Genomic DNA, 20,988 nt, shown 5'->3' on the forward strand with positions numbered 1-20,988 from the left:
CAAGTAAATTAACCCGCTTTTTGCGTAAATTCAGCCCGTTTTGCTGGGGCATCTGGAAAATTTCGCAGCAAAAGCGCGTAAGTAAGGTCAATATCTTCCGGAACCGGGATCCAGACAAAATGGCCGTTACCTGGCGCCACCTCTGTCGGCTCGAGCTTCTTGTTTGCCATAGAGAGCAAATCAAAGTTGATGTTGCCAGCGGGCGTCATCAGCTCAAGATTATCGCCTTTACTGAACTTGTTTTTCACATCCACCAGCGCCAGCTCGCCCCGACGCTCACCGGTAAACTCGCCTACAAACTGCTGACGATCGGAGGCGGAATGGCCGTACTCATAGTTTTGATAGCTCTCATGGGTGTGGCGGCGCAGAAAACCTTCGGTATAGCCACGGTGGGCCAGACCTTCCAGCGTATCCAGCAGGCTGGCGTCGAAAGGCTTGCCTGCTGCGGCATCATCTATGGCCCGGCGGTAAACCTGAGCCGTACGTGCGCAATAGTAAAAAGATTTGGTGCGCCCTTCGATTTTTAATGAATGCACGCCCATCTGCGTCAGTTGTCCGACGTGCGCCACCGCCCGCAGATCTTTGGAGTTCATAATGTAAGTGCCGTGCTCATCCTCGAAGGCGGTCATATATTCCCCCGGACGCATCGACTCTTCAATCATATAGACTTTGTCGGTTGGCTCACCAATACCCAGCGTGGGTTCGACGTTTTTCACCGGAATGGGCTGATGCTGATGAACGATATTGCCTACCTCGTCCTGCTTACCTTCCTGAACTTTATACTCCCAACGACAGGCATTAGTGCAGGTTCCCTGATTAGGGTCGCGCTTATTGATATAACCTGAAAGCAGGCAGCGGCCTGAATAGGCCATGCAGAGCGCGCCGTGGACAAAAATCTCCAGCTCCATCTCCGGCACCTGCTGACGAATTTCGCCAATCTCCTCCAGCGAGAGTTCCCGCGAAAGGATCACTCGCGTCAGCCCCATTTGCTGCCAGAATTTCACCGTTGCCCAGTTTACCGCGTTTGCCTGGACGGAGAGGTGAATGTCCATCTGCGGGAAGGCTTCCCGCACCATCATAATCAGGCCGGGATCGGACATAATCAGCGCATCCGGCCCCATCTCTACCACCGGACGAAGATCGCGGATAAAGGTTTTCAGCTTGGCATTATGCGGAGCGATATTCACCACCACGTAAAATTTCTTACCAAGGCTGTGAGCCTCGTTAATACCCAGCGCCAGATTCTCGTGGTTAAATTCGTTGTTACGCACCCGCAGGCTGTAACGGGGCTGGCCGGCATACACCGCATCCGCACCATAGGCGAAGGCGTAACGCATATTTTTCAGCGTACCGGCCGGGGAGAGCAGTTCCGGTTTGAACATAAGGATCTCGTTGGTCTGATGTCAGGTCAGCTTTTTTCGGCGTAAATCCGCTGAAAAAAGAGTATCAATGAGAGAAAAAGGCCGCACAGGGCGGCCTTACAAAGAGTGCGGAGATTGTAAAAGCTGTGGCGGAGAATGTAAATTGCGCTAGATCAAACGACAGACGTCAGCTTCCCAACGGTAACCCATACCGTACACCGCGCGGATAAAAGGCTGATCGGCATCGAGCAGCTCCAGCTTCCGCCGCAGGTTTTTAATATGGCTGTCGATAGTACGGTCGGTCACCACGCGATAATCATCATAGAGATGATTCAGCAGCATCTCCCGTGAAAAGACTTTCCCTGGCTCCTGGGCCAGCGTTTTCAGCAGGCGGAACTCCGCTGGCGTCAGATCCAGCGGCCTCTCGTCCCAGCTGGCCTGAAAGCGACTCTCGTCAATCACCAGCAGAGAAGCCTTCTGCGCTTCTTCTGGTGTGCGCTGGCAGCGTTTAAGGATGGTTTTCACCCTGGCTACCACCTCCCGCGGACTGAAAGGCTTGCAGATATAGTCATCCGCGCCAATTTCCAGCCCCAACAGGCGGTCAATTTCTTCCGTTTTAGCGGTAATCATCACGATTGGCAGCTCGGAAAAGCGCCTGATTTCGCGGCACAGCGACAGGCCATCCATGCCCGGCAGCATCAGATCCAGCAGGATCATATCCGGCGGAGTCTGTCTGACCCACTCCAGCACTTCATCACCGCGCAGGAGATGATGGGTGCGGTAGTTGGCAGCCTGGAGATAGTCCACCAGTAGCTGACCGAGTTTGGGTTCGTCTTCAACCACTAAAATCAGCGGGGCAAGCGTTTCCTGATCCATAACACTCATCTCTAACTCGAGGTGAAACACCTCTTTAGTTGGTTTTGCAGGGTAAGTGTACCGTAATTTTCAGGCCGCCGGCATCGGAGTGATCCGCAACAATGGTGCCGTCGTGCGCTTCCACAATATTCTGACAAATAGCCAGGCCAAGCCCGGAACCGCCGCTGGCACGATTGCGCGAGCTTTCGGCACGGTAGAAGCGTTCGAAAATTTGCTGGCGCTGTTCATCCGTTATGCCGGGGCTGGTATCGTCGAAATAAATAATCTGCTGCTCGGGATGTGATTCCACGGTGACCGTCAGACCGCCTCCGGCATCGGTATAGCGCAGGCTGTTTTCCATCAGATTGGTAAACAGCTGCATCAACCTGTCGGGGTCGCCAAACAGCGGCGCCTGCTCCGGCAGCTTTAAATCAAGCCGCAGCCCGCGGCTCTGATAGCGGCCAGTAAAGTTGCTGGCGACCAGCTCCAGCAGCGGTACCAAATCCGTGTTGCTTTTGCGATAGGCGAGGGCGCCTTCATCAGATAAGGAAAGCTGATGGACGTCATCCACCAATTTGGTCAGCGTACTGACTTCGCCCTGCAACGAGATAATAGATTCGGGCGTCAGTTTACGCACGCCATCCTGAATCGCTTCCAGCTCGCCGCGCAGGATAGCCAGCGGCGTTCGCAGCTCATGGGAAATATCGGCCATAAAGGCGCGGCGCATGCTCTCATTTTTCTCCAGCGTGCTGGCAAGACGGTTAAAGTCCTGTGCCAGCCTGCCCAGTTCGTCGCGGCTGTTGGCTTCTACACGGCTGGTGAAATCGCCTGCGGCGAGATGATGCGTTCCTTCAACCAGCCGCTTAACCGGCGCAAGCAGACCGCGAGACATCAGCCAGGTCACCAGCGCAGCCAGCAGCATGGTCAGGCCGACAATGATCCAGCTGGTGCGCTTTTGCTGCTGGTCGAAATTGATATCCGCGCTCCGGGTCAGGCGTTCAGGCGGCGAGCCAATTACCCACCCCACAATGCGCCCGCTGCTGGTGGTGATGTTGCGCCTTGAGCCTTCAGGCGGCACCGGGCCACGCGGGCCGATCATCACATGATACTGTTGGTCGATAACCCAGAACTGGGTGCGCCAGCCGTGGGGCGGAAGCTGCGAGCTGGAGTCCGGGTTCTGCTCCAGCGAATGCAGGATCTGAAAAACCAGCTTGTTGTTTTGACGCAAAAAATCCCAGTTACCGTGCTGTTCATACTGATCTGACAGCGCATCGCTGAGCATCACCAGGCGCTGTTCGTTACCTTTTTTGATGTAGTCGATAAAACCGTGTTCAAAGCTGAGCCGCACCCCCCAGTGCATGGTGATCAGCACCAGCATGCAGGTGGAGAAAATTGCTGCGAACAGCTTGGCGGTAATGCCAATACGCAATTTAGCTAACATTAACCCCTCCTTTGCCGGCTCAGTACGACGTTTTTACTGACTTCCGGTACGCGCCAGAACACCAGCGCAGGCAGAACAATCACCACCGCCATGCAGAAATAGGTAGAGATAAAGGCCTGGTGTACCGCCGGGCTGTCAGCCAGCGTCTGGTGCCCGAAGGTGCCCAGTAACAGACCCGCCACGGTGACGCCGATACTCGTAGAGAGCTGCATGATCATCGACAGCAGGCTGTTACCGCTGCTGGCCAGGGCATCGGGCAGCTCTTTCAGCGTCAGCGTATTCATGGAAGAGAAGCGAATGGCGTTAACCATGCCTTGCAGGAACAACACCACCGGCAGCAGGTAATACCAGCCCAGCATGGCTACAAGCGGGAACAAAAGCACCACCAGCGCCAGACTGACCGTGGCGCCTACCAGCACGTTGCGGTAGCCAAAGCGGTTAACAATCTGTACCACGATGCGCTTCATGCCCATGTTGCCCAGCACCATTGGGATCATCATCAGCCCCGCATGGAAAGGGCTGTAACCCATACCGACTTGCAGAAATATCGGCGTCATAAACGGCAGCATGCCGCTGCCGATACGTCCGGTGAAACTGCCCAGCAAGCCGACAGAATAGATGCGGTTTTCAAACAGCTTCAGGCTGAACAGCGCGTTCTCGTTGCTTCGGGCATGCATCAGATAGAAGAGCAGCGAGAAAACACCCACCAGAATAAACAGGCACAGCAGCAGCGGCGAGCTTCCTGACCCGTGCTGACCATCCAGCGCCAGCGTCAGGGTAGCCATACCGGCAGCCAGCAGCAGGAAGCCGATAAAATCGAAACGGCGGGGCGGCAGGCTCAGATTGGGCATCATCATCAAGGTGGCAATGGCGCCAATAATCCCTACCGGAATGTTGATCAGGAAGATCCAGTGCCAGCTGGCGTACTCCACCAACACGCCACCCAGCACTGGCCCCAGCAGCGGGCCGACCTGGCCGGGCAGGGTTACAAAAGTCATCGCGGCCATATACTGTTCACGAGGCACCAGTTTCATCACGGTGAGCCGTCCCACCGGCACCATCATTGCGCCACCAATACCCTGAACCACGCGAGCCAGAATCAGCTGATCCAGCGAGGTGGCTAACGAACAAAACAGCGAGCCTGCGCTGAACAGGATGATGGCGCTGAAAAAGATATTACGCACGCCAAACCTGTCCGCCAGCCAGCCGCTCAGCGGCAGCATCACCGCTACCGTCAGCACATAAGAGACAATAACTGAATGCATATGCAGCGGGTTTTCATGCAGGCTCACTGCCATTGACGGCAGGGCGGTATTGACGATAGTGGTGTCCAGCGCCTGCATAAAAAAGCCAAAAGCGACAATCCACAGCTGCCAGCGAACGGTGGGTGCATTCATGTTTTTACCAGCTCCCGACGCGGCCTGCGACGCAGTTTATCCATGTAGAGATAAACCACCGGCGTGGTGTAGAGCGTCAGCAGCTGGCTCATCACCAGCCCTCCGACGATGGTGATCCCCAGCGGCTGGCGCAGTTCTGCGCCGTCACCGGAAGTCAGCACCAGCGGCAGTGCGCCCAGCAGCGCCGCCAGCGTGGTCATCATAATGGGGCGGAAACGCAGCAGGCTGGCCTGGAAAATCGCTTCCCGCGCGGTGAGATTGCCGTTCCGTTGCGCTTCCAGCGCGAAATCCACCATCATGATGGCGTTTTTCTTCACGATGCCGATCAGCAGCAGGATCCCTATCAGCGCAATCAGGCTGAACGGCGCGCTGAACAGCTCCAGCGCCAGCAGGGCGCCTACGCCCGCCGAGGGCAGCGTAGAGAGGATAGTCAGCGGATGAACATAGCTCTCGTAGAGGATCCCCAGCACGATATAGACCGTGGCTATGGCGGCAATAATTAACCAGATCTGGCTGTTCTGGCTCTGCTGAAACGCCTGCGCCGTACCGGCAAAACTGCCGCGCACGGTAAGCGGCACGCCGAGCGAGGTCATGCTACGGTCTATGGCAGCAGAGGCCTGCGACAGCGATACGCCTTCCGGCAGGTTAAAGGAGATAGTGGAAGCGGCTGACAGCCCCTGATGATTCACCGAAAGCGGTGAGTTGGCAGGCTGCCAGTGGGCGAACCACGAGAGAGGGATCGCTTTGCCGTCGCTGTTTACCACATACATCAACTCGAGCGAGCTGATATCCTGGGTATAGCGCGGGTCCACTTCCATTACCACTTTGTACTGGTTAAGCGGCTGATAGATGGTGGAGATCTGCCGCTGGCCAAAAGCATTGTTCAGCAGGGCGTTGGCAGCCGCCACGTCGATCCCCAGCCGCGCCATGCTTTCGCGGTCATAGATCAGCGCCATTTCGGAACCTTTATCCTGCTGATCGGAGTTCACGTCCGCCAGCTCCGGCAGGGCAGAAAACGCCTGGCGAATTTTCGGTTCCCACTGGCGTAAATCGTCCAGGTCATCGGAAAGCAGCGTGTACTGATAACCCGCATTGGACTCTCTTCCGCCTACCCGCAAATCCTGCACCGCCATCAGATAAAGGTTTGCCCCTGGCTCTTTCGCCAGTTTGTTACGCAGGCGGGCGATGATCTCCTGTGACGTCTCGCTGCGCTCGCTCAGCGGCTTCAGAGAAATAAACATCGAGCCGCTGTTGGTCCGGGAACCGCCGGTGAACCCCACCACGCTCTCCACCGCCGGGTCATCGCGCACGATTTTCATAAAATCTTCCAGCTTGCCGCGCATCGCCTGGAAGGAGATGCTCTGGTCAGCCTGAATAGATCCCATCAGCCTGCCGGTATCCTGCTCCGGCATAAAGGTTTTCGGAATGGCTATGTAGAGGTAAATGGTCAGACCGATAGTGCCGAGGAATACCAGCAGCGTCCAGCGCGAGTGGTTAAGTACCCAGTTGAGTGAACGTCCGTAGCCTTGCTGGATCGCCATCAGCACTTTGCCAAATCCCCGGATGCGGGATTGCTTTCGCTGCGGCTGCGCGCGTAGCAACCTGGCGCACATCATCGGCGTCAGCGTCACCGAGACGAGCAATGAAATAACGATCGACACGGAGAGCGTCAGGGCAAACTCTTTAAAGAACCGCCCAACCAGCCCGCCGAGCATCAGCAGCGGCAGGAAAACGGCAACCAGCGAGAGGCTCATTGAGAGCACCGTAAAGCCCACCTCCCGCACCCCCTGTAGCGAGGCCTGTAGCGGTTTCATGCCCGCTTCGACGTGCCGCGAAATGTTCTCCAGCACCACAATCGCATCGTCCACCACAAAACCGGTGGCAACGGTGAGCGCCATCAGCGACAGGTTATTCAGGCTGAAGCCACACAGATACATCGCAGCAAAAGTGCCAATCAGCGAAACGGGAACCGCCACCGCCGGGATCAGCGTGGCGCGGCCAGATCGCAGGAAGGCGAACACCACGAGGATAACCAGCCCGACAGAGATCGCCAGCGACTGCTCTACCTCCGCCAGCGAGGCGCGGATGGTGGGCGAGCGATCCTGCGCCACATCAAGATGAATCGACGCCGGAATAATAGCGTTCAGCTCCGGCACTTCCGCCCGGATGCGATCCACGGTATCGATAATGTTCGCTTCCGGCAGCTTGCGGATCAGCACCAGAATGGCCGGTTTGGCGTTGGCCATCCCGGCATTGCGCACATCCTGAACCGAATCGGTAACCGTGGCCACATCCTGTAACCGTACGGCGGCACCCGCCTTGTAATGCACGATCAGCGGCTGATAGTCCGCCGCAGTTTGCAGCTCGTCATTGGTTTTCAGCTGCCAGCGTTGCGAGCGATCCTCAATGGCGCCCTGCGGCCTGCGCTGGTTAGCATCAGATATGGTCTGGCGGACATCATCCAGCGACACGCCCTGATTGAATAACGCCTGCGGGTTCAGGTTCACCCGTACGGCAGGCAGCGAGCTTCCGCCAATGCTCACGTCGCCCACACCCTCAATTTGCGACAGCTTCTGCGCCAGCTGCGTCGAGGCGTAATCGTACAGCTGACCCGGCGAATAGGTGTCCGAGGTCAGCGTCATAATCATGATCGGCGCGTCAGAAGGATTAATCTTCCGATAGGTTGGACGACTGGGCATACCGCTGGGAAGCAGACTCTGCGCCGCATTGATAGCGCCCTGAACATCCCGCGCGGCGCCGTTAATATCCCGGTCATAATCAAAAACCAGGATGATGCGCGTGCTGCCGAGCGAACTGGTTGAGGTCATTTCGCTGACCCCGGCAATTCGGCCTAACGAGCGCTCCAGCGGCGTGGCAACGGAAGAAGCCATGGTTTCAGGAGAGGCACCCGGCAGCGAGGCGCTGACCAGGATCACCGGGAAATCCACCTGCGGCAGGGGGGCCACCGGCAACAGCCGGAAGCCGAGAATGCCCGCCAGCAGGATGGCAATCGTCAGCAGGATTGTCGCCACCGGGCGGTGGATAAACAGCGCAAAAAACTTCACTACGCCTCCTCCTGCTTAAATCGACGGCGGGTGGCATGCGCCATACGGTCAAACAGCAGGTAGATAACCGGAGTGGTAAACAGCGTCAGTACCTGGCTGACCACCAGCCCGCCTACCATCGCCACGCCCAGCGGATGCCGCAGCTCCGCGCCCACGCCGCTGCTCAGCATCAGCGGCAGCGCACCCAGCAGGGCGGCCAGCGTGGTCATCAGTATCGGCCTGAAGCGCAGCAGGCAGGCCTGATAAATGGCGTCATAAGGCGACATTCCCTGTTCGCGCTCTGCCGCCAGCGCAAAGTCGATCATCATGATGGCGTTTTTCTTCACGATGCCAATCAGCAGAATGATACCTATGATAGCGATCACATCCAGCTCATTGCCGCTGAGCATCAAGGCCAGCAGCGCGCCCACGCCAGCAGTAGGCAGGGTGGAGAGAATGGTAATCGGATGAATAAAGCTCTCGTACAGCACGCCAAGTACGATATACATCGCCACAACCGCCGCGACTATCAGCCAGACGGTACCGGAGAGCGCCGCCTGGAACGCCAGCGTACTGCCCTGGAACTGAGTCATGATTTCCGAAGGCATAGCCAGATCCTGTTCAGCGCCGCTGATAGCATTCACCGCTTCCTCCAGCGAGTAACCGTTGCTGACGTTGAAGGAGAAGGTGGTGGAGGGGAACTGATCAAGATGGTTGATGCTCATTGCCCCGTGGCGCTGCTCAAAGGTGGCGATAGCGCTCAGCGGCACTACGCCGCCCGAGCTGGTGTTAAGACGAATGCTCTCCAGCCCGGCCAGTCCCGGCGTGGCCGAGGTGTCGTTCTCCAGTACCACGCGGTACTGATTCGCCTGGGTGTAGATGGTGGAGATCAGCCGCTGACCAAAGGCGTTGTAGAGCGCGTTATCGACATCGGCCATGGTAATGCCCAGCCGGCTGGCATTGTCGCGGTCAACCTTGATATAGGCTTCCAGCCCCTGATCCTGCCAGTCGCTGCTGACGTCTTTCAGCTGGGGCAGGGTGGCAAGCTGGGTCATCAGTTTCGGCACCCACAGACTCAGCGACTCCAGCGATCCAGCTTGCAACGTAAACTGATATTGCGTGCGGCTTAGCTGAGTATCAATGGTCAGATCCTGCACCGGCTGAAGATAGAGATTCACGCCGGGCATTTTTGCCACAGCCGCCTGAAGACGGTCGATCACCACCGGAATACGATCGTCCCGTTCACTCAAGGGTTTGAGACTGATTTGCAGCCGACCACTGTTGAGCGCCGGGTTAGTGCCGTCCACGCCGACAAAGGAAGTCAGGCTCTGCACGGCAGGATCTTTCATGATCACCGAAGCAACCTGTTGCTGCCGCTGCGCCATATTGGCATAGGATACGGACTGCGGCGCCTGAAGCGTGCCCTGAATGATGCCGTTATCCTGCAACGGGAAAAAGCCCTTAGGAATAGCGATCCACAGCAGTACGGTCACCGCCAGCGTGCCCAGCGCAACGCTCAGCGTCAGCCAGGGATGATTCAGTACCCGCCGCAGAAAATGGCCGTAACCGGCAATAATGCGATCGAACATCGCTTCGCTGGCGCGGGAGAAGCGGTTCTGCTTGCGCAGCGACTCGGCGCTTAGCATGCGGGCGCACATCATCGGCGTCAGCGTCAGCGAGACCACGGCGGAGATCAGAATAGAGATCGCCAGCGTGACGGCGAACTCGCGGAACAGCCGGCCAACAATATCGCCCATAAACAGCAGCGGGATCAGCACAGCAATCAGCGAAAAGGTCAGCGAAATAATGGTGAAGCCAATCTCGCCCGCTCCTTTCAGCGCCGCCGCCATCGGCTTCTCGCCTTTCTCGATATAGCGTGAAATATTTTCGATTACCACAATCGCATCATCCACCACAAAACCCGTGGCGATGGTCAGCGCCATCAGCGTGAGGTTGTTAATCGAAAAGCCAAGAAAATAGATCACGGCAAAAGTGCCTACCAGCGACAGGGGAACCGCAACCGCAGGAATAATCGTGGCCGGAACGTTGCGCAGGAACAGGTAGATGATCATCACCACCAGCGCAATAGCCAGCATCAGCTCAAACTGAACGTCGTGGACGGAGGCGCGGATATTGGTGGTGCGGTCGGTCAGTACCTTCACATCCACTGATTTTGGCAGCGTGGCGGTCAGCGCAGGCAGCATTTGCCGGATACTGTCAGCCGTGGTGATGATGTTGGCGCCCGGCTGACGCTGGATGTTCAGCACAATGGCGGGCTGCCGGTTTGCCCAGGCACCCAGCCAGCTGTTTTCCGCGCCCTGTTCCACCGTCGCCACATCACGCAGCCGCACCGGAGAACCGTTCTGATAAGAGACGATCAGCTGGCGGTAATCCTCAGCGGATTTCATCTGATCGTTGGCGGAAAGGGTGATGGAACGTTCGGGGCCGTCAAGGCTGCCTTTAGCTGAATTGACGTTGGCATTGCTGATAGCGGTGCGGACGGTTTCGCTGTCCAGATTCAGCGCTGCCAGCGCTTCTGCATTCAGCTTCACCCGGACCGCAGGCCGCTGCCCACCCGCCAGCGTAACCAGACCAACGCCGGAGACCTGCGAGATCTTCTGCGCCACGCGGGTTTCCACCATATCCTCTACCTGCGTCATGGGCATGCTGGTGGTGGTGACGGCCAGCGTCATGATGGGCGGATCTGCCGGGTTCACTTTGCTGTAGACCGGTGGATTCGGTAAGTCTGAGGGCAGCAGGTTGGTCGCGGCGTTAATGGCCGCCTGCACTTCCTGCTCCGCCACGTCGAGCGGCAGCGTGAGCTGGAACTGCAAGGTAACCACAGAGGCGCCGCCGGAACTTTGCGAAGACATCTGTTTCAGCCCGGACATCTGCCCGAACTGGCGCTCAAGCGGCGCGGTTATCGACGATGTGACCACGTCCGGGCTGGCGCCCGGATAGAGCGTGACCACCTGAATAGTAGGGTAATCTACTTCCGGCAGGGCCGAGACAGGCAGGGCGCGGTAGCCCAAAATGCCGGCAAGCAGGATCGCCACCATCAGGAGCGTGGTGGCAACAGGACGAAGGATAAACTGGCGGGAAGGCCCGCCGCTGGCGTTTGGGGGCATGACCTGCATCAGGAACTGGCTCCCTGAGAAGGCAGGGCGCTTTTGCCCGAGGTGAGTGGTGTAGCCTGCGGCGCAACCACTTCTACTTTCGCCCCCTCGGTCAGACGATCGATGCCGTCCGTGACCACGCGTTCACCGGCATTCAGCCCGGCTGTTACCACAATTTTCTGGCTGTCCTGTAGACCAGTGGTGATCAGCTTCTTGCTTACTTTGTTCTCGGCATTTACTACCCAGACAAAATTGCCTTCGTTGCCCATTTGCAGCGCCGCAGCGGGGATAACGATGGCGTCCTGCAAGGTGTTGACCTTCAGGCGGGCATTAACAAACTGGTTAGGGAACAACATGTCGTCATCATTGCCGAAGCGGGCTTTCAGCTTCACGGTGCCGGTGGTGGCGTCAATCTGGTTATCCATGCTGAGCAGCGTGCCGCTGGTCAGCAGCGTTTTATTGCTGCGATCCCAGGCTTCAACCGGGATCGGCTGCCCGCTTTTTTGCGCAGATAAGATCGTGCTGATGGTGTTTTCCGGCAGGCTGAACACCAGATCGACCGGGTGCGTCTGTGTAATTACCACAATGCCGGTTGTATCACCGCTGGTAATGTAATTCCCAACATCAACCTGCTTAAGCCCGACGCGGCCAGAGATGGGGGCCGTAACGCGGCTGTAGGTAAGATTAAGTTGTGCGCTTGCTACGCTGCCCTCATCGGCCTTGAGGGTGCCGAGCGTTTCATCGACCAGAGAGCGCTGGGTATCCATCTCCTGCTGCGAGACAAGGTTGGTTTTCGCCAGCTTTTCAAAACGGGCAAGGTCACGGCGGGCATTAGAGAGAGTGGCCCGATCTTTCGCCAGCTGTCCCTGTGCCTGAGTTAACGCTACCTGGTAAGGACGGGGGTCAATTTCTGCAAGAAGCTGACCCGCTTTGACCTCCTGGCCTTCGGTAAAGTGCAGGGCGATCAGATCGCCATCAACCCGGCTGCGCAGCGTAACGGTATTGGCGGCGGTAACCGTCCCCAGGCCGGAAAGGTATTGCGGCACGCTCTGCCGTACCGCTTCTGCGGCCTGAACCGGTGCCGGCGCGCCCGTGGCCCCATGCCGTCCACCGCCTTTGCCGCCTGCGGATTTAGCAGGCTGCGCTCCCGCGCTCTTATCTGTGTTGCTGCTGCTGTGGCTGCTGTGCCACCAGTAACCGCCGCCTGCTACAAGCGCAACGATAATCAGAATCGGCAAGATTTTTTTAGAACGGCGCTGAGCATTCATCTTGTTAATAGCTCTCCAGTAGCAATAAATGGTTCCACAAGGGCCTGAAAGGGGATGGCCCCTAAAGCGTTCATTTTAGCGAATGTATGACCCGCAAAAGTGAAGGAAATAAGGATAACCGTTAAGCGGGTGTAAGTATTCCTGTCCTGCACATCTTTTGCCACAAATCAACGAAGCAGGGGTGAGACTGTTTGCTACGCTAAAACAATGTAGTCAAACGCTTTAATAAGGAGAAAATAATGAGTCATTCTGAGCATCGCTCACTGGGCCGTACCGGTATTCAGGTTCCCACACTGACCTTTGGCGGCAACGTATTTGGCTGGACCGTCGACCAGAAAACCTCTTTTTCCCTGCTGGATGCGCTGGTGGAAAAAGGACTCTATTTTATTGATACCGCCGATGTCTATTCGCGCTGGGCGCCGGGGAATCAGGGCGGGGAGTCGGAAACGATCATCGGGAACTGGCTGAAGCAGAGCGGTAAACGCGACAAAATCGTGCTCGCTACCAAAGTCGGAATAGAGATGGGGCCGGGCAAAAAGGGGCTGGCTCCGGCCTATATTCGTCAGGCGGTGGAAGACTCTTTACGCAGACTGCAAACTGACACTATCGATCTCTATCAGGCTCACCGGGATGACCAGGAGACGCCGCTACAGGCAACGCTTGAAACGTTCGATGCGCTGATCAAAGAGGGCAAGGTTCGGGCGATTGGTGCTTCTAATTACTCAGCAGAACGTCTTAGCGAAGCACTGAAAATCAGCGGGGAGCAGGGGCTGGCCCGTTATGAGACCCTACAGCCAGAATACAATCTCTACGACCGTGAAGAGTATGAAAGCGGGCTGGAGCAGGTAGCAGAAGAGCATGGGCTGGGGGTAATTAACTACTATTCCCTCGCCAGCGGTTTTCTGAGCGGTAAATACCGTACCAAAGAGGACGCCAGCAAGAGTAAACGCGGCGATGGCGTGGTAGAAAAATACCTGAATAAACGAGGGTTGCAGATCCTTGCCGCACTGGATCAGGTGGCGGAAGCCAACAGCGCCACGCCAACTCAGGTTGCCCTGGCCTGGCAGATTGCCCGCCCCAGCATTACCGCACCGATTGTCAGCGTTACCTCGCTGTCACAGCTGGATGAACTGACTAAAGCGGCTTCATTAACACTCAGCGAGGAAGATATTCGCGCCCTCTCTGAAGCCAGCAGCTACTGATCTGGCTGTTTTGCGCCTCGGGCTGAGGCGCAAAACTCCGCAAAAAGTCCCTTACTTTTCCCACTCTGTTCGCGTGGTAGCCAGGTTTAGCGCTAGCGGAACATCACCTGTGCCCAGCGAGCCAGTCCGGCGGTGACGGAACCAAAATCATCTCCACTGGCCAGCGGGATATCAGGTAACTGCTGCTGCAACGCCTGGCGCAGCACCGGTGAACGTGCGCTGCCGCCGGTCAGATAGATCACGTCCGGGCGCGTGCCGCTGGCATCCAGAGCCAGTTTCACCTGCTCCTTGATCCGCTCTAACGGCTGTGCAATGGCCGCTTCCAGTCCTGCCACACTGATATCCGTACCCAGCGACTGTTCAATAAAGTTCAGCGCAGTAGTCACCTCTGCCTGTTCGGAGAGGGCAATTTTGCTCTCTTCTGCGGCGCGCACCAGGCGGTAGCCCAGGCGCTGCTGCCACACTTTCAGCAGTCGCTTCACCTTTTCAGGCTCCTGCGCGTCACGGATCAGATCCATCAGCAGCTTTTTGCTGGCGGCGGCATAAAAGTCGCTCTGCGCCGGAACATCGTTGATGGCCACGGCGTTCCACCACGGCAGTGCAGGCAGGGCGATACCTTTCCCCGTTGCGCCACCCAGCCCCAGCAGCGGCATCAGCTCTTTAAAGGCCAGCATGATATCCAGGTCATTTCCACCGACGCGGCAGCCGCTGTGGCCCAGCAGGCTGGCATTTCGATCGGATTTATCGTGCCATTGCGGCCCCATCAGCAGCATTGAGCAGTCGGTGGTGCCGCCGCCGATATCGACAACCAGCACGCGGGTTTCCGCAGAGAGTGTCGCTTCAAATTCCAGACCGGCTGCCACAGGTTCGAACTGAAACTCCACCTCTTTAAATCCGGCCCGGCTCGCTGCACGAGCCAGAATGCCCTGCGCCTGACGGTTGGCTTCATCTCCGCCCAGTCCCTGGAAGTTAATGGGACGGCCAATCACCGCCTGCGTGATGCTCTCGTCCAGATGCTGCTCCGCCTTCTGGCGAATATGCAGCATCATGGCGCAGACCAGATCCTCGAAAAAAGCGACCTGCTGCGGTTTAAGCCCGCTGGCACCAAGAAAAGATTTAGGGGATTTAACGAACCAGACATCTTCGGGGTCGGCCATATAGTGCGCGAGGGAAGCCAGGCCGAACTGAACGCTTGAGGAGGTTACCTCAATGTCTTCTTCACGGTTAAGCGCCAGCGCGCGGCGCAGGATCGCCTGGTTTTCCGCTTCAGGCGTGGGAACCTGATGATGGCGGAACAACCATTCGCTCACCGCATCACGAGTGGGCGCACAAAGCATTGAGGGCAACAGGGTGGAGCCTTGCTCCAGCGGCAGCAGGCCAGGCACGCCTTCTTTCATAATGGCGACCGAGCAATTTGCTGTTCCGTAATCAAAGCCAATAAACATTTATCCCCCTCAGCTGGAAAAAAGGGGGCGACTTTAGCCCAGGCCCGTGAGGAGAGCAAGAACCCTGATCTATTTAATCGCAAAGTAGCTGTTCATCAACAGCGCACTCAGGGGTTCACGCGGCGAGATAACCCCGCCCCAGACGGCATCCACCCCAATGGCGGCAAGGGTGTTCAGCGCGGCCTGCTGCTCCACCGGCCCGGTAAAGGTAGCGATATTCATCCGCTGAGCATGACCCTGCATAATGGTAACCATCATCTCATCCATCAGATTACCGTGAACGTTAGCCGTGAGCTGCGGCCCCAGGCACAGGTAGTCGATCAGCTCACCCGGTAACCGGCTGAAAGCCTCCAGATTGTGGCCAAATTCAGAAAGGACAATCTTGCAGCCCTGGCTGCGCAGGCGAACCAGATTATGATGAATTTGCGCTTCAGCGCCGAGAAGCGCCCTGGCGTGAAGAGAAAAGTGCAGCAGATCGCCAGGCAGACCAAAGCGGGTAATGTGAGCCAGCGTCTCCGTGATAAAGGCATCATCACGCAATGCCTGCTCAGAGAGCGGCAGCACAATGGTCAGCGCTTTACTGAGCACCCCTTGCGCATAGTACTGGAAGAACTCGGCGATCAGCTTTCTGTCGAGCGCAATAATCAGATCTTCATCTGTAAGACCGGCGCGGAAACTGGTTTCATCAATTTCCACTCCTTGCTGGGTAAACAACTGCATCTCAGCAAGATAAAAAGTGGCGGAGTGGGGTTTACGCGGCGGCACCACTGCCGACACCATCAGCCGCATCGGCTGACCGGTGATAATCTGTTCATTTTCCCGGCGAGTCAGCAACGGTTTCAGCGTTTTCAGCAGCTGCGGGTCATAAACGGAAAGCTGGCCACGACCATTATGCTTGGCGTTGTAGCACGCCAGATCCGCCTGAGCCATCACCTCACTGGCCGCGTGATTGTCGCTGTTTATCAGGGTTATCCCGGCACTGGCCCCCACGCGATGCAGACGGCCTTCCCACAGGAAGCGGTAATCGTTAACCGCGTCCACGATGCGGTCAGTCACCTCGCGGGCTTTATCCAGCGGGCAATCTCTTAACAGCACGCCAAACTCATCACCGCCCAGGCGGGCAAGAAAATCGTTGCGGTGTAAATGGAACTGCATGACGCCGGAAATTTCCCTTAACAGAGCATCGCCCGCTGCATGGCCTGCGCTGTCGTTAACCGCTTTAAACCTGTCGAGATCGATAAACACCAGCGCATGGTGGTGGTGCTCGGCGGCGGAAACCAGCAGCGTTTTCAGCCTCTGTTCAAAGCTTACGCGGTTGGGCAGGCTGGTGAGCATATCGTGCGAGGCGCTGTAACTGAGACGGCGCACCAGCTCGCGGGATTCGCTGACGTCCTGGATCACCATCACGCTGCCAATGTTACTGCCTTCCAGCGTTTTCAGCGGCGTGATGCTGTAGTGAATGTCGTACAGCAACCCCAGGCTGTTATGCAGCACCAGTTCATGCTCCAGCGCTGGCGTCGATTTAACCTGCGGCAGTTCGCACAGCAGCGGACTTTGTAGCGGCGGCCCCTTTCTGCCCTGCGTGATCTGCAAAATATCGCCAATCGGCTGGCCTGCCGCCTTTTCCTGCGTCCAGCCCGTCATGCTTTCTGCCACCGGGTTCATAAAGATCACCCGCATCTCTTCATCGGTACTGATCACCGCTTCACCGATAGCATCCAGCGTAATGTGCATCCGCTCCTTTTCCTGGTAGAGCGCTTCCGTAAGCTGCCGCATCGGCGTCACATCCTGATTAATACCCAACATGCGCTCCACTGCGCCTTTTTCATTCAGCACCATATTGGCCTGGCTACGGATATAGCGAATGCCCTGTTCGGTCTCAATGCGGAATTCAAGGTCAAGCGGCGTGGAGGTTTTAATGGCGTTATCAAAAGCATCAATAGCCCTCTGCCGGTCGGCGGCCAGCAGGCTGTTAACCCAGGTCAGATAGGAAGCCTGGCCGTTTGCCGATAAACCGTAGATGTGGAACATGCGTTTGTCCCAGCTCATCTTGCCGGAGATCAGACTCCATTCCCAGACGCCAATCCCACCAGCCTCGTTCGCCATGGTGATGCGCTGCATCAGGCTGCGGTTGACCTCTTCGGTTTTCTTGAGATCGGTAATGTCCTCAATCTGCGAGATAAAATAGAGCGGCAGATGCTCACTGTCTCTGACCAGCGATACGGTAAGCCGCGCCCAGACAATCTGGCTGTCCTTACGGAAATAGCGTTTTTCAATGCTGTAGGTTTGGATATTGCCCAGCAACAGGGCACTCACCTTTTCTAAATCAGCGTAGAGGTCGTCGGGGTGGGTCAGGCGCTGAAAATCAATCTTTTTCAGCTCTTCATCCTGATAACCCAGCAGCTTGCACAAGGATTTATTGACCTGAAGCCATTTTCCTTCTGGCGAAACCAGCGCCATACCAATGGCGGAATACTCCATAGCGTGACGAAAGCGGGTTTCACTTTCCGTAATATGCTTTTTCTCTTCACGGAAAGAGTGCATCACCAGCGCCATCATATGGCTTGGGATCAGCACCATCAGGAAAGGCAGCCAGGTGGCGCTGGCAAGCGGCAGGAGCTTGCCAGTCTGCACTTCCAGCAAACCCAGCGCAAGCATCAGAGTCATCAGTGACAGGGTGGCGAGAAATATACAGAAAGCTTCTAACCTTGGCAGGCGTACTGCGCTGTAAAACAGCACGACCACCACAAAGATAAAGGGCCAGGGCACATAGCGTAAAGAGAAGTAGCTGAGTAACAGAGTGATAATCAGCGTCAGCAGCGTTTCAAACAGCGCCTGCCCGGCTCGCTGAAAATAGTCATTCTTCCACAGCAGGCAAACCGGCCCCAGCGCCAGCATGCCGATCGTTTCAGAAATCACCCAGGAGGAGAAAAAGCGGAAGCTGGCGTGCCCGGTCAGGGTCAGAAGCCATGTGGCTAACAGGCCGCCAATCAGCGGAGTAAACAGGCCCACCGTCACCATCATTTTGCTCCAGCTCAACAGTGAGTCGAGGGGCGACTTACGGTCCAGCATAATGCGCAGCAGCGCACCGCCAAGCAGCGCGTGCAGAAGATTTACCAGCGGGAAAATGATGTTGGAAATAGCGGGGCCGATCACCAGAGCATTAGCGGCGACGATACCGACAAAACAGCTCAACAGTACGCGTGGCAGCGAGGCCAAAGGCAGACGAAAAATCAGTATGGTCATTAAGGTGGTGGAAAACCACAGCGGTGATATCTGACCACTGACCTTGATCATTTCCAGGCAAAATAGCGTCAACGCAAAACTGAGGGCGCCGGGCAGCAAAGCCAGGAGCCACGTTCGCCAGGGGCGATCCACAGAAAACAGCGTGTCAGTAGTCATTCACTCATCCAGCACGGCGCCGGAAGTCACTCTCAACCGCAGGCGCAATCAATATTACTGAGTGATGCTAACATAGCCATTTCGGCTTGCTTCTGGTGATGCAGAACAGAAAGAGAGCGCTGTTCGGGCGATTGACTTTTAGCCTGTCGCCCGAAAAAAGCGGAAGGGAAGGCTACTGGCGCAGTTTTAACAATTCTGCCCGCGTCCAGGGATGATCGATACCGGCAATCTGAATGGACAGCCGCTGTAAAAACTGCTGCGTTGTCGCCAGGCGGCCATGGCCCAGCAGCAGCAGAGGCAGCAGCAGGGCGATGCAGAGTTGCCCCGTTGAAAACCCTTTCAGCTGAGAACGACGCTGGCTCACCAGAAAAGCTGTGCTCAGCGTAAAGCCCAGAATCAGACCGGTGATCACTTCACTCTTTGAGTGGTAGTTGAGGATCAGGCGGGAAGCGCCCACCATCAGCGGAATAAGGTAGCCAATGGCGACGGCGGCGGCACGCCACGCAGAGGTCAGCCTGCCGCTGAGTAACCAGAGCATGACCGGCCATAAGGTGGCGGACATAGCGCTGTGACCACTAAATCCGGTGAAATTGAAGCGCGCGCTGCCGATGCCAAATCCCAGGAAAGCAATTTTAGAGAGGCTGACGATGGCACCTGCGGCGCAAAACGCCAGCGCCCAGTACCAGACGGCACGGCGGTCGCTGTTTTTCCAGGTGATTAAAACAGCCATAATCACCGCCGTAGGGATAAGCAACATGCTGTCGCCGAAATAGGTCAGGATATGCAAAATATGCCAGGACACCTTGTTTCCTTTTAACTGTGTTGATAAGCAGGCCAGCGGGTAATTAAGGCGCAGAAAGGTAATTGATTGATTACCCGACGCGCATCCTGCTGAATAAGCCTTACTCAAAATGTGAAGCTGGTCTCATTACGTGCAGTTTACCGGGCAATGTCAGTCACGCCTAACGGGAAAGTCCTAAAAGCATTACCGCGCTTTTCTCTGGCATCAAACCCCCGAAATCCCTATAATTACGCGCGAAATCGTCCTCTCCTTTGTCTCTGACAACCAGTAATCAGGTCTTTAATTTATGACTGACAAGTCGCACCAGTGCGTCATCGTAGGTATCGCCGGCGCATCTGCCTCGGGAAAAAGTCTTATTGCCAGCACGCTCTATCGCGAAGTCCGCGAGCGGGTTGGTGATGAAAACATCGGCGTCATCCCCGAGGATGCGTATTACAAAGACCAAAGCCACCTGACCATGGACGAGCGGGTTAAAACCAACTACGACCATCCCAGCGCCATGGATCATAACCTGCTGCTGCAACATTTGCAGAAGGTTAAAGCGGGAGAGACTATCGATCTCCCGGTCTACAGCTATGTTGAACACACGCGCACCGAGCAGACCATTCAGCTGAAGCCCAAGAAAGTTATTATTCTTGAAGGCATTTTGCTGCTGACGGATGCAAGACTTCGGCAGGAGATGAACTTCTCTATCTTTGTCGACACGCCGCTGGATATCTGCCTGATGCGCCGCATGAAGCGGGACGTTAATGAACGCGGCCGCTCAATGGATTCGGTAATGGCACAGTACCAGAAAACGGTTCGTCCGATGTTTTTGCAGTTCATCGAGCCTTCCAAACAGTATGCTGACATTATTGTGCCGCGGGGTGGGAAAAACCGCATCGCTATCGATATTCTGAAAGCTAAAATTAACCAGTTCTTCGAATAGCCCGACGCCAGCCCGATCCCCATCGGGCTGCAAAGTCGTGCTGGAAGTGCAGGGATATCGCGCTTCCTAATGCCCCAGGGCACCACCGGATTTATAGGGAGTTTTTCATGAGATTATGCGACCGCGATATTGAAGCCTGGCTCGATAATGGCCAGCTCGACATCACCCCGCGCCCGCCGGTAGAGCGGATTAATGGCGCCACGGTAGATGTACGCCTGGGAAATCAGTTCAGAACTTTCCGTGGCCACACCGCTGCCTTTATCGATCTCAGCGGGCCGAAAGATGAAGTCAGCGCGGCGCTTGACCGGGTAATGAGCGATGAAATTGTGCTCCCAGAAGGCGAAGCGTTCTATCTGCATCCCGGCGAACTGGCGCTGGCAGTGACATTTGAATCCGTAACGCTGCCGGATAATCTGGTAGGCTGGCTGGATGGCCGCTCTTCACTGGCGCGTCTGGGGCTGATGGTGCATGTCACGGCGCACCGTATCGATCCCGGCTGGCAGGGCCGAATCGTGCTGGAGTTCTATAATTCAGGTAAGCTGCCGCTGGCGTTGCGTCCCGGCATGTTGATCGGCGCACTGAGCTTTGAGCCGCTTTCCGGGCCTGCCGCGCGGCCTTATAACCGCCGCAGTGATGCTAAATATAAAGGGCAGCAGGGCGCAGACGCCAGTCGGATAGATAAAGATTAGAATAATCATGCCCGTCAGACTCGGCACCACAAGAGCTG

Annotated in this window: 13 protein-coding genes; 3 read left to right on the forward strand and 10 right to left on the reverse strand. The window is 56.5% G+C overall.

Features of this window, described 5'->3' with window-relative positions; translation table 11 throughout:
- Nucleotides 1–8 precede the first annotated feature (8 nt).
- The 7 genes from trhP to AAH450_RS02215 all read right to left on the reverse strand — a co-directional run bounded on the left by trhP (nucleotide 9) and on the right by AAH450_RS02215 (nucleotide 12,482).
- On the reverse strand, nucleotides 9–1,382 hold the full coding sequence (trhP, locus tag AAH450_RS02185; protein WP_342908704.1) for a prephenate-dependent tRNA uridine(34) hydroxylase TrhP: 1,374 nt from the start codon (nucleotides 1,380–1,382) through the stop codon (nucleotides 9–11).
- 147 nt (nucleotides 1,383–1,529) lie between these two features.
- Nucleotides 1,530–2,237 carry an envelope stress response regulator BaeR gene (gene baeR, locus AAH450_RS02190; protein ID WP_342909550.1) on the reverse strand — a complete coding sequence of 236 codons (708 nt, stop codon included), beginning with the start codon at nucleotides 2,235–2,237 and terminating at the stop codon, nucleotides 1,530–1,532.
- 34 nt (nucleotides 2,238–2,271) lie between these two features.
- Nucleotides 2,272–3,657: an envelope stress sensor histidine kinase BaeS gene (gene baeS, locus AAH450_RS02195; protein ID WP_342908705.1), complete on the reverse strand. Its 1,386-nt coding sequence runs from the start codon at nucleotides 3,655–3,657 to the stop codon at nucleotides 2,272–2,274.
- Nucleotides 3,657–5,054, reverse strand: coding sequence for a multidrug transporter subunit MdtD (mdtD, locus tag AAH450_RS02200; RefSeq protein ID WP_342908706.1), 1,398 nt, complete (start codon nucleotides 5,052–5,054; stop codon nucleotides 3,657–3,659). Before mdtD ends, baeS begins: the two co-directional genes overlap by 1 nt.
- Nucleotides 5,051–8,119 (reverse strand): multidrug efflux RND transporter permease subunit MdtC, encoded by a 3,069-nt coding sequence (gene mdtC / locus AAH450_RS02205; protein ID WP_342908707.1) that lies wholly within the window; start codon nucleotides 8,117–8,119, stop codon nucleotides 5,051–5,053. Before mdtC ends, mdtD begins: the two co-directional genes overlap by 4 nt.
- Complete coding sequence (locus tag AAH450_RS02210) at nucleotides 8,119–11,235, reverse strand: MdtB/MuxB family multidrug efflux RND transporter permease subunit (RefSeq protein ID WP_342908708.1); 3,117 nt, start codon at nucleotides 11,233–11,235, stop codon at nucleotides 8,119–8,121. The genes mdtC and AAH450_RS02210 overlap by 1 nt, the downstream gene beginning before the upstream one ends.
- A complete protein-coding gene (locus AAH450_RS02215) occupies nucleotides 11,235–12,482 on the reverse strand; it encodes an MdtA/MuxA family multidrug efflux RND transporter periplasmic adaptor subunit (protein ID WP_342908709.1) in 1,248 nt (415 codons plus the stop codon). The genes AAH450_RS02210 and AAH450_RS02215 overlap by 1 nt, the downstream gene beginning before the upstream one ends.
- A 239-nt stretch (nucleotides 12,483–12,721) precedes the next feature.
- Between AAH450_RS02215 and AAH450_RS02220 the strand changes: the two genes are divergently transcribed.
- A complete protein-coding gene (locus AAH450_RS02220) occupies nucleotides 12,722–13,684 on the forward strand; it encodes an aldo/keto reductase (RefSeq protein ID WP_342908710.1) in 963 nt (320 codons plus the stop codon).
- A gap of 92 nt (nucleotides 13,685–13,776) precedes the next feature.
- On the opposite strand, the gene yegD is transcribed toward AAH450_RS02220, so the two are convergent.
- From yegD to AAH450_RS02235, 3 genes are all read right to left on the reverse strand, one after another.
- Nucleotides 13,777–15,129 (reverse strand): molecular chaperone, encoded by a 1,353-nt coding sequence (gene yegD / locus AAH450_RS02225; protein ID WP_342908711.1) that lies wholly within the window; start codon nucleotides 15,127–15,129, stop codon nucleotides 13,777–13,779.
- A 69-nt stretch (nucleotides 15,130–15,198) separates the two neighbouring features.
- Nucleotides 15,199–18,531 (reverse strand): diguanylate cyclase, encoded by a 3,333-nt coding sequence (locus AAH450_RS02230; RefSeq protein WP_342908712.1) that lies wholly within the window; start codon nucleotides 18,529–18,531, stop codon nucleotides 15,199–15,201.
- A 172-nt stretch (nucleotides 18,532–18,703) separates the two neighbouring features.
- The gene (locus AAH450_RS02235) at nucleotides 18,704–19,333 is read right to left on the reverse strand and encodes a phosphatase PAP2 family protein (RefSeq protein WP_342908713.1); all 630 of its coding nucleotides are present in this window, start codon (nucleotides 19,331–19,333) and stop codon (nucleotides 18,704–18,706) included.
- Nucleotides 19,334–19,619: 286 nt separating this feature from the next.
- Between AAH450_RS02235 and udk the strand changes: the two genes are divergently transcribed.
- Both udk and dcd read left to right on the forward strand, forming a co-directional pair.
- Entirely contained in the window at nucleotides 19,620–20,261 is a 642-nt protein-coding gene (gene udk / locus AAH450_RS02240) for a uridine kinase (RefSeq protein ID WP_318791159.1), read from the forward strand.
- A gap of 107 nt (nucleotides 20,262–20,368) precedes the next feature.
- Nucleotides 20,369–20,950: a dCTP deaminase gene (gene dcd / locus AAH450_RS02245; RefSeq protein WP_342908714.1), complete on the forward strand. Its 582-nt coding sequence runs from the start codon at nucleotides 20,369–20,371 to the stop codon at nucleotides 20,948–20,950.
- Nucleotides 20,951–20,988 lie beyond the last annotated feature (38 nt).

It is taken from the genome of Erwinia magellanica (assembly GCF_039023495.1).
GTDB lineage: Bacteria > Pseudomonadota > Gammaproteobacteria > Enterobacterales > Enterobacteriaceae > Erwinia.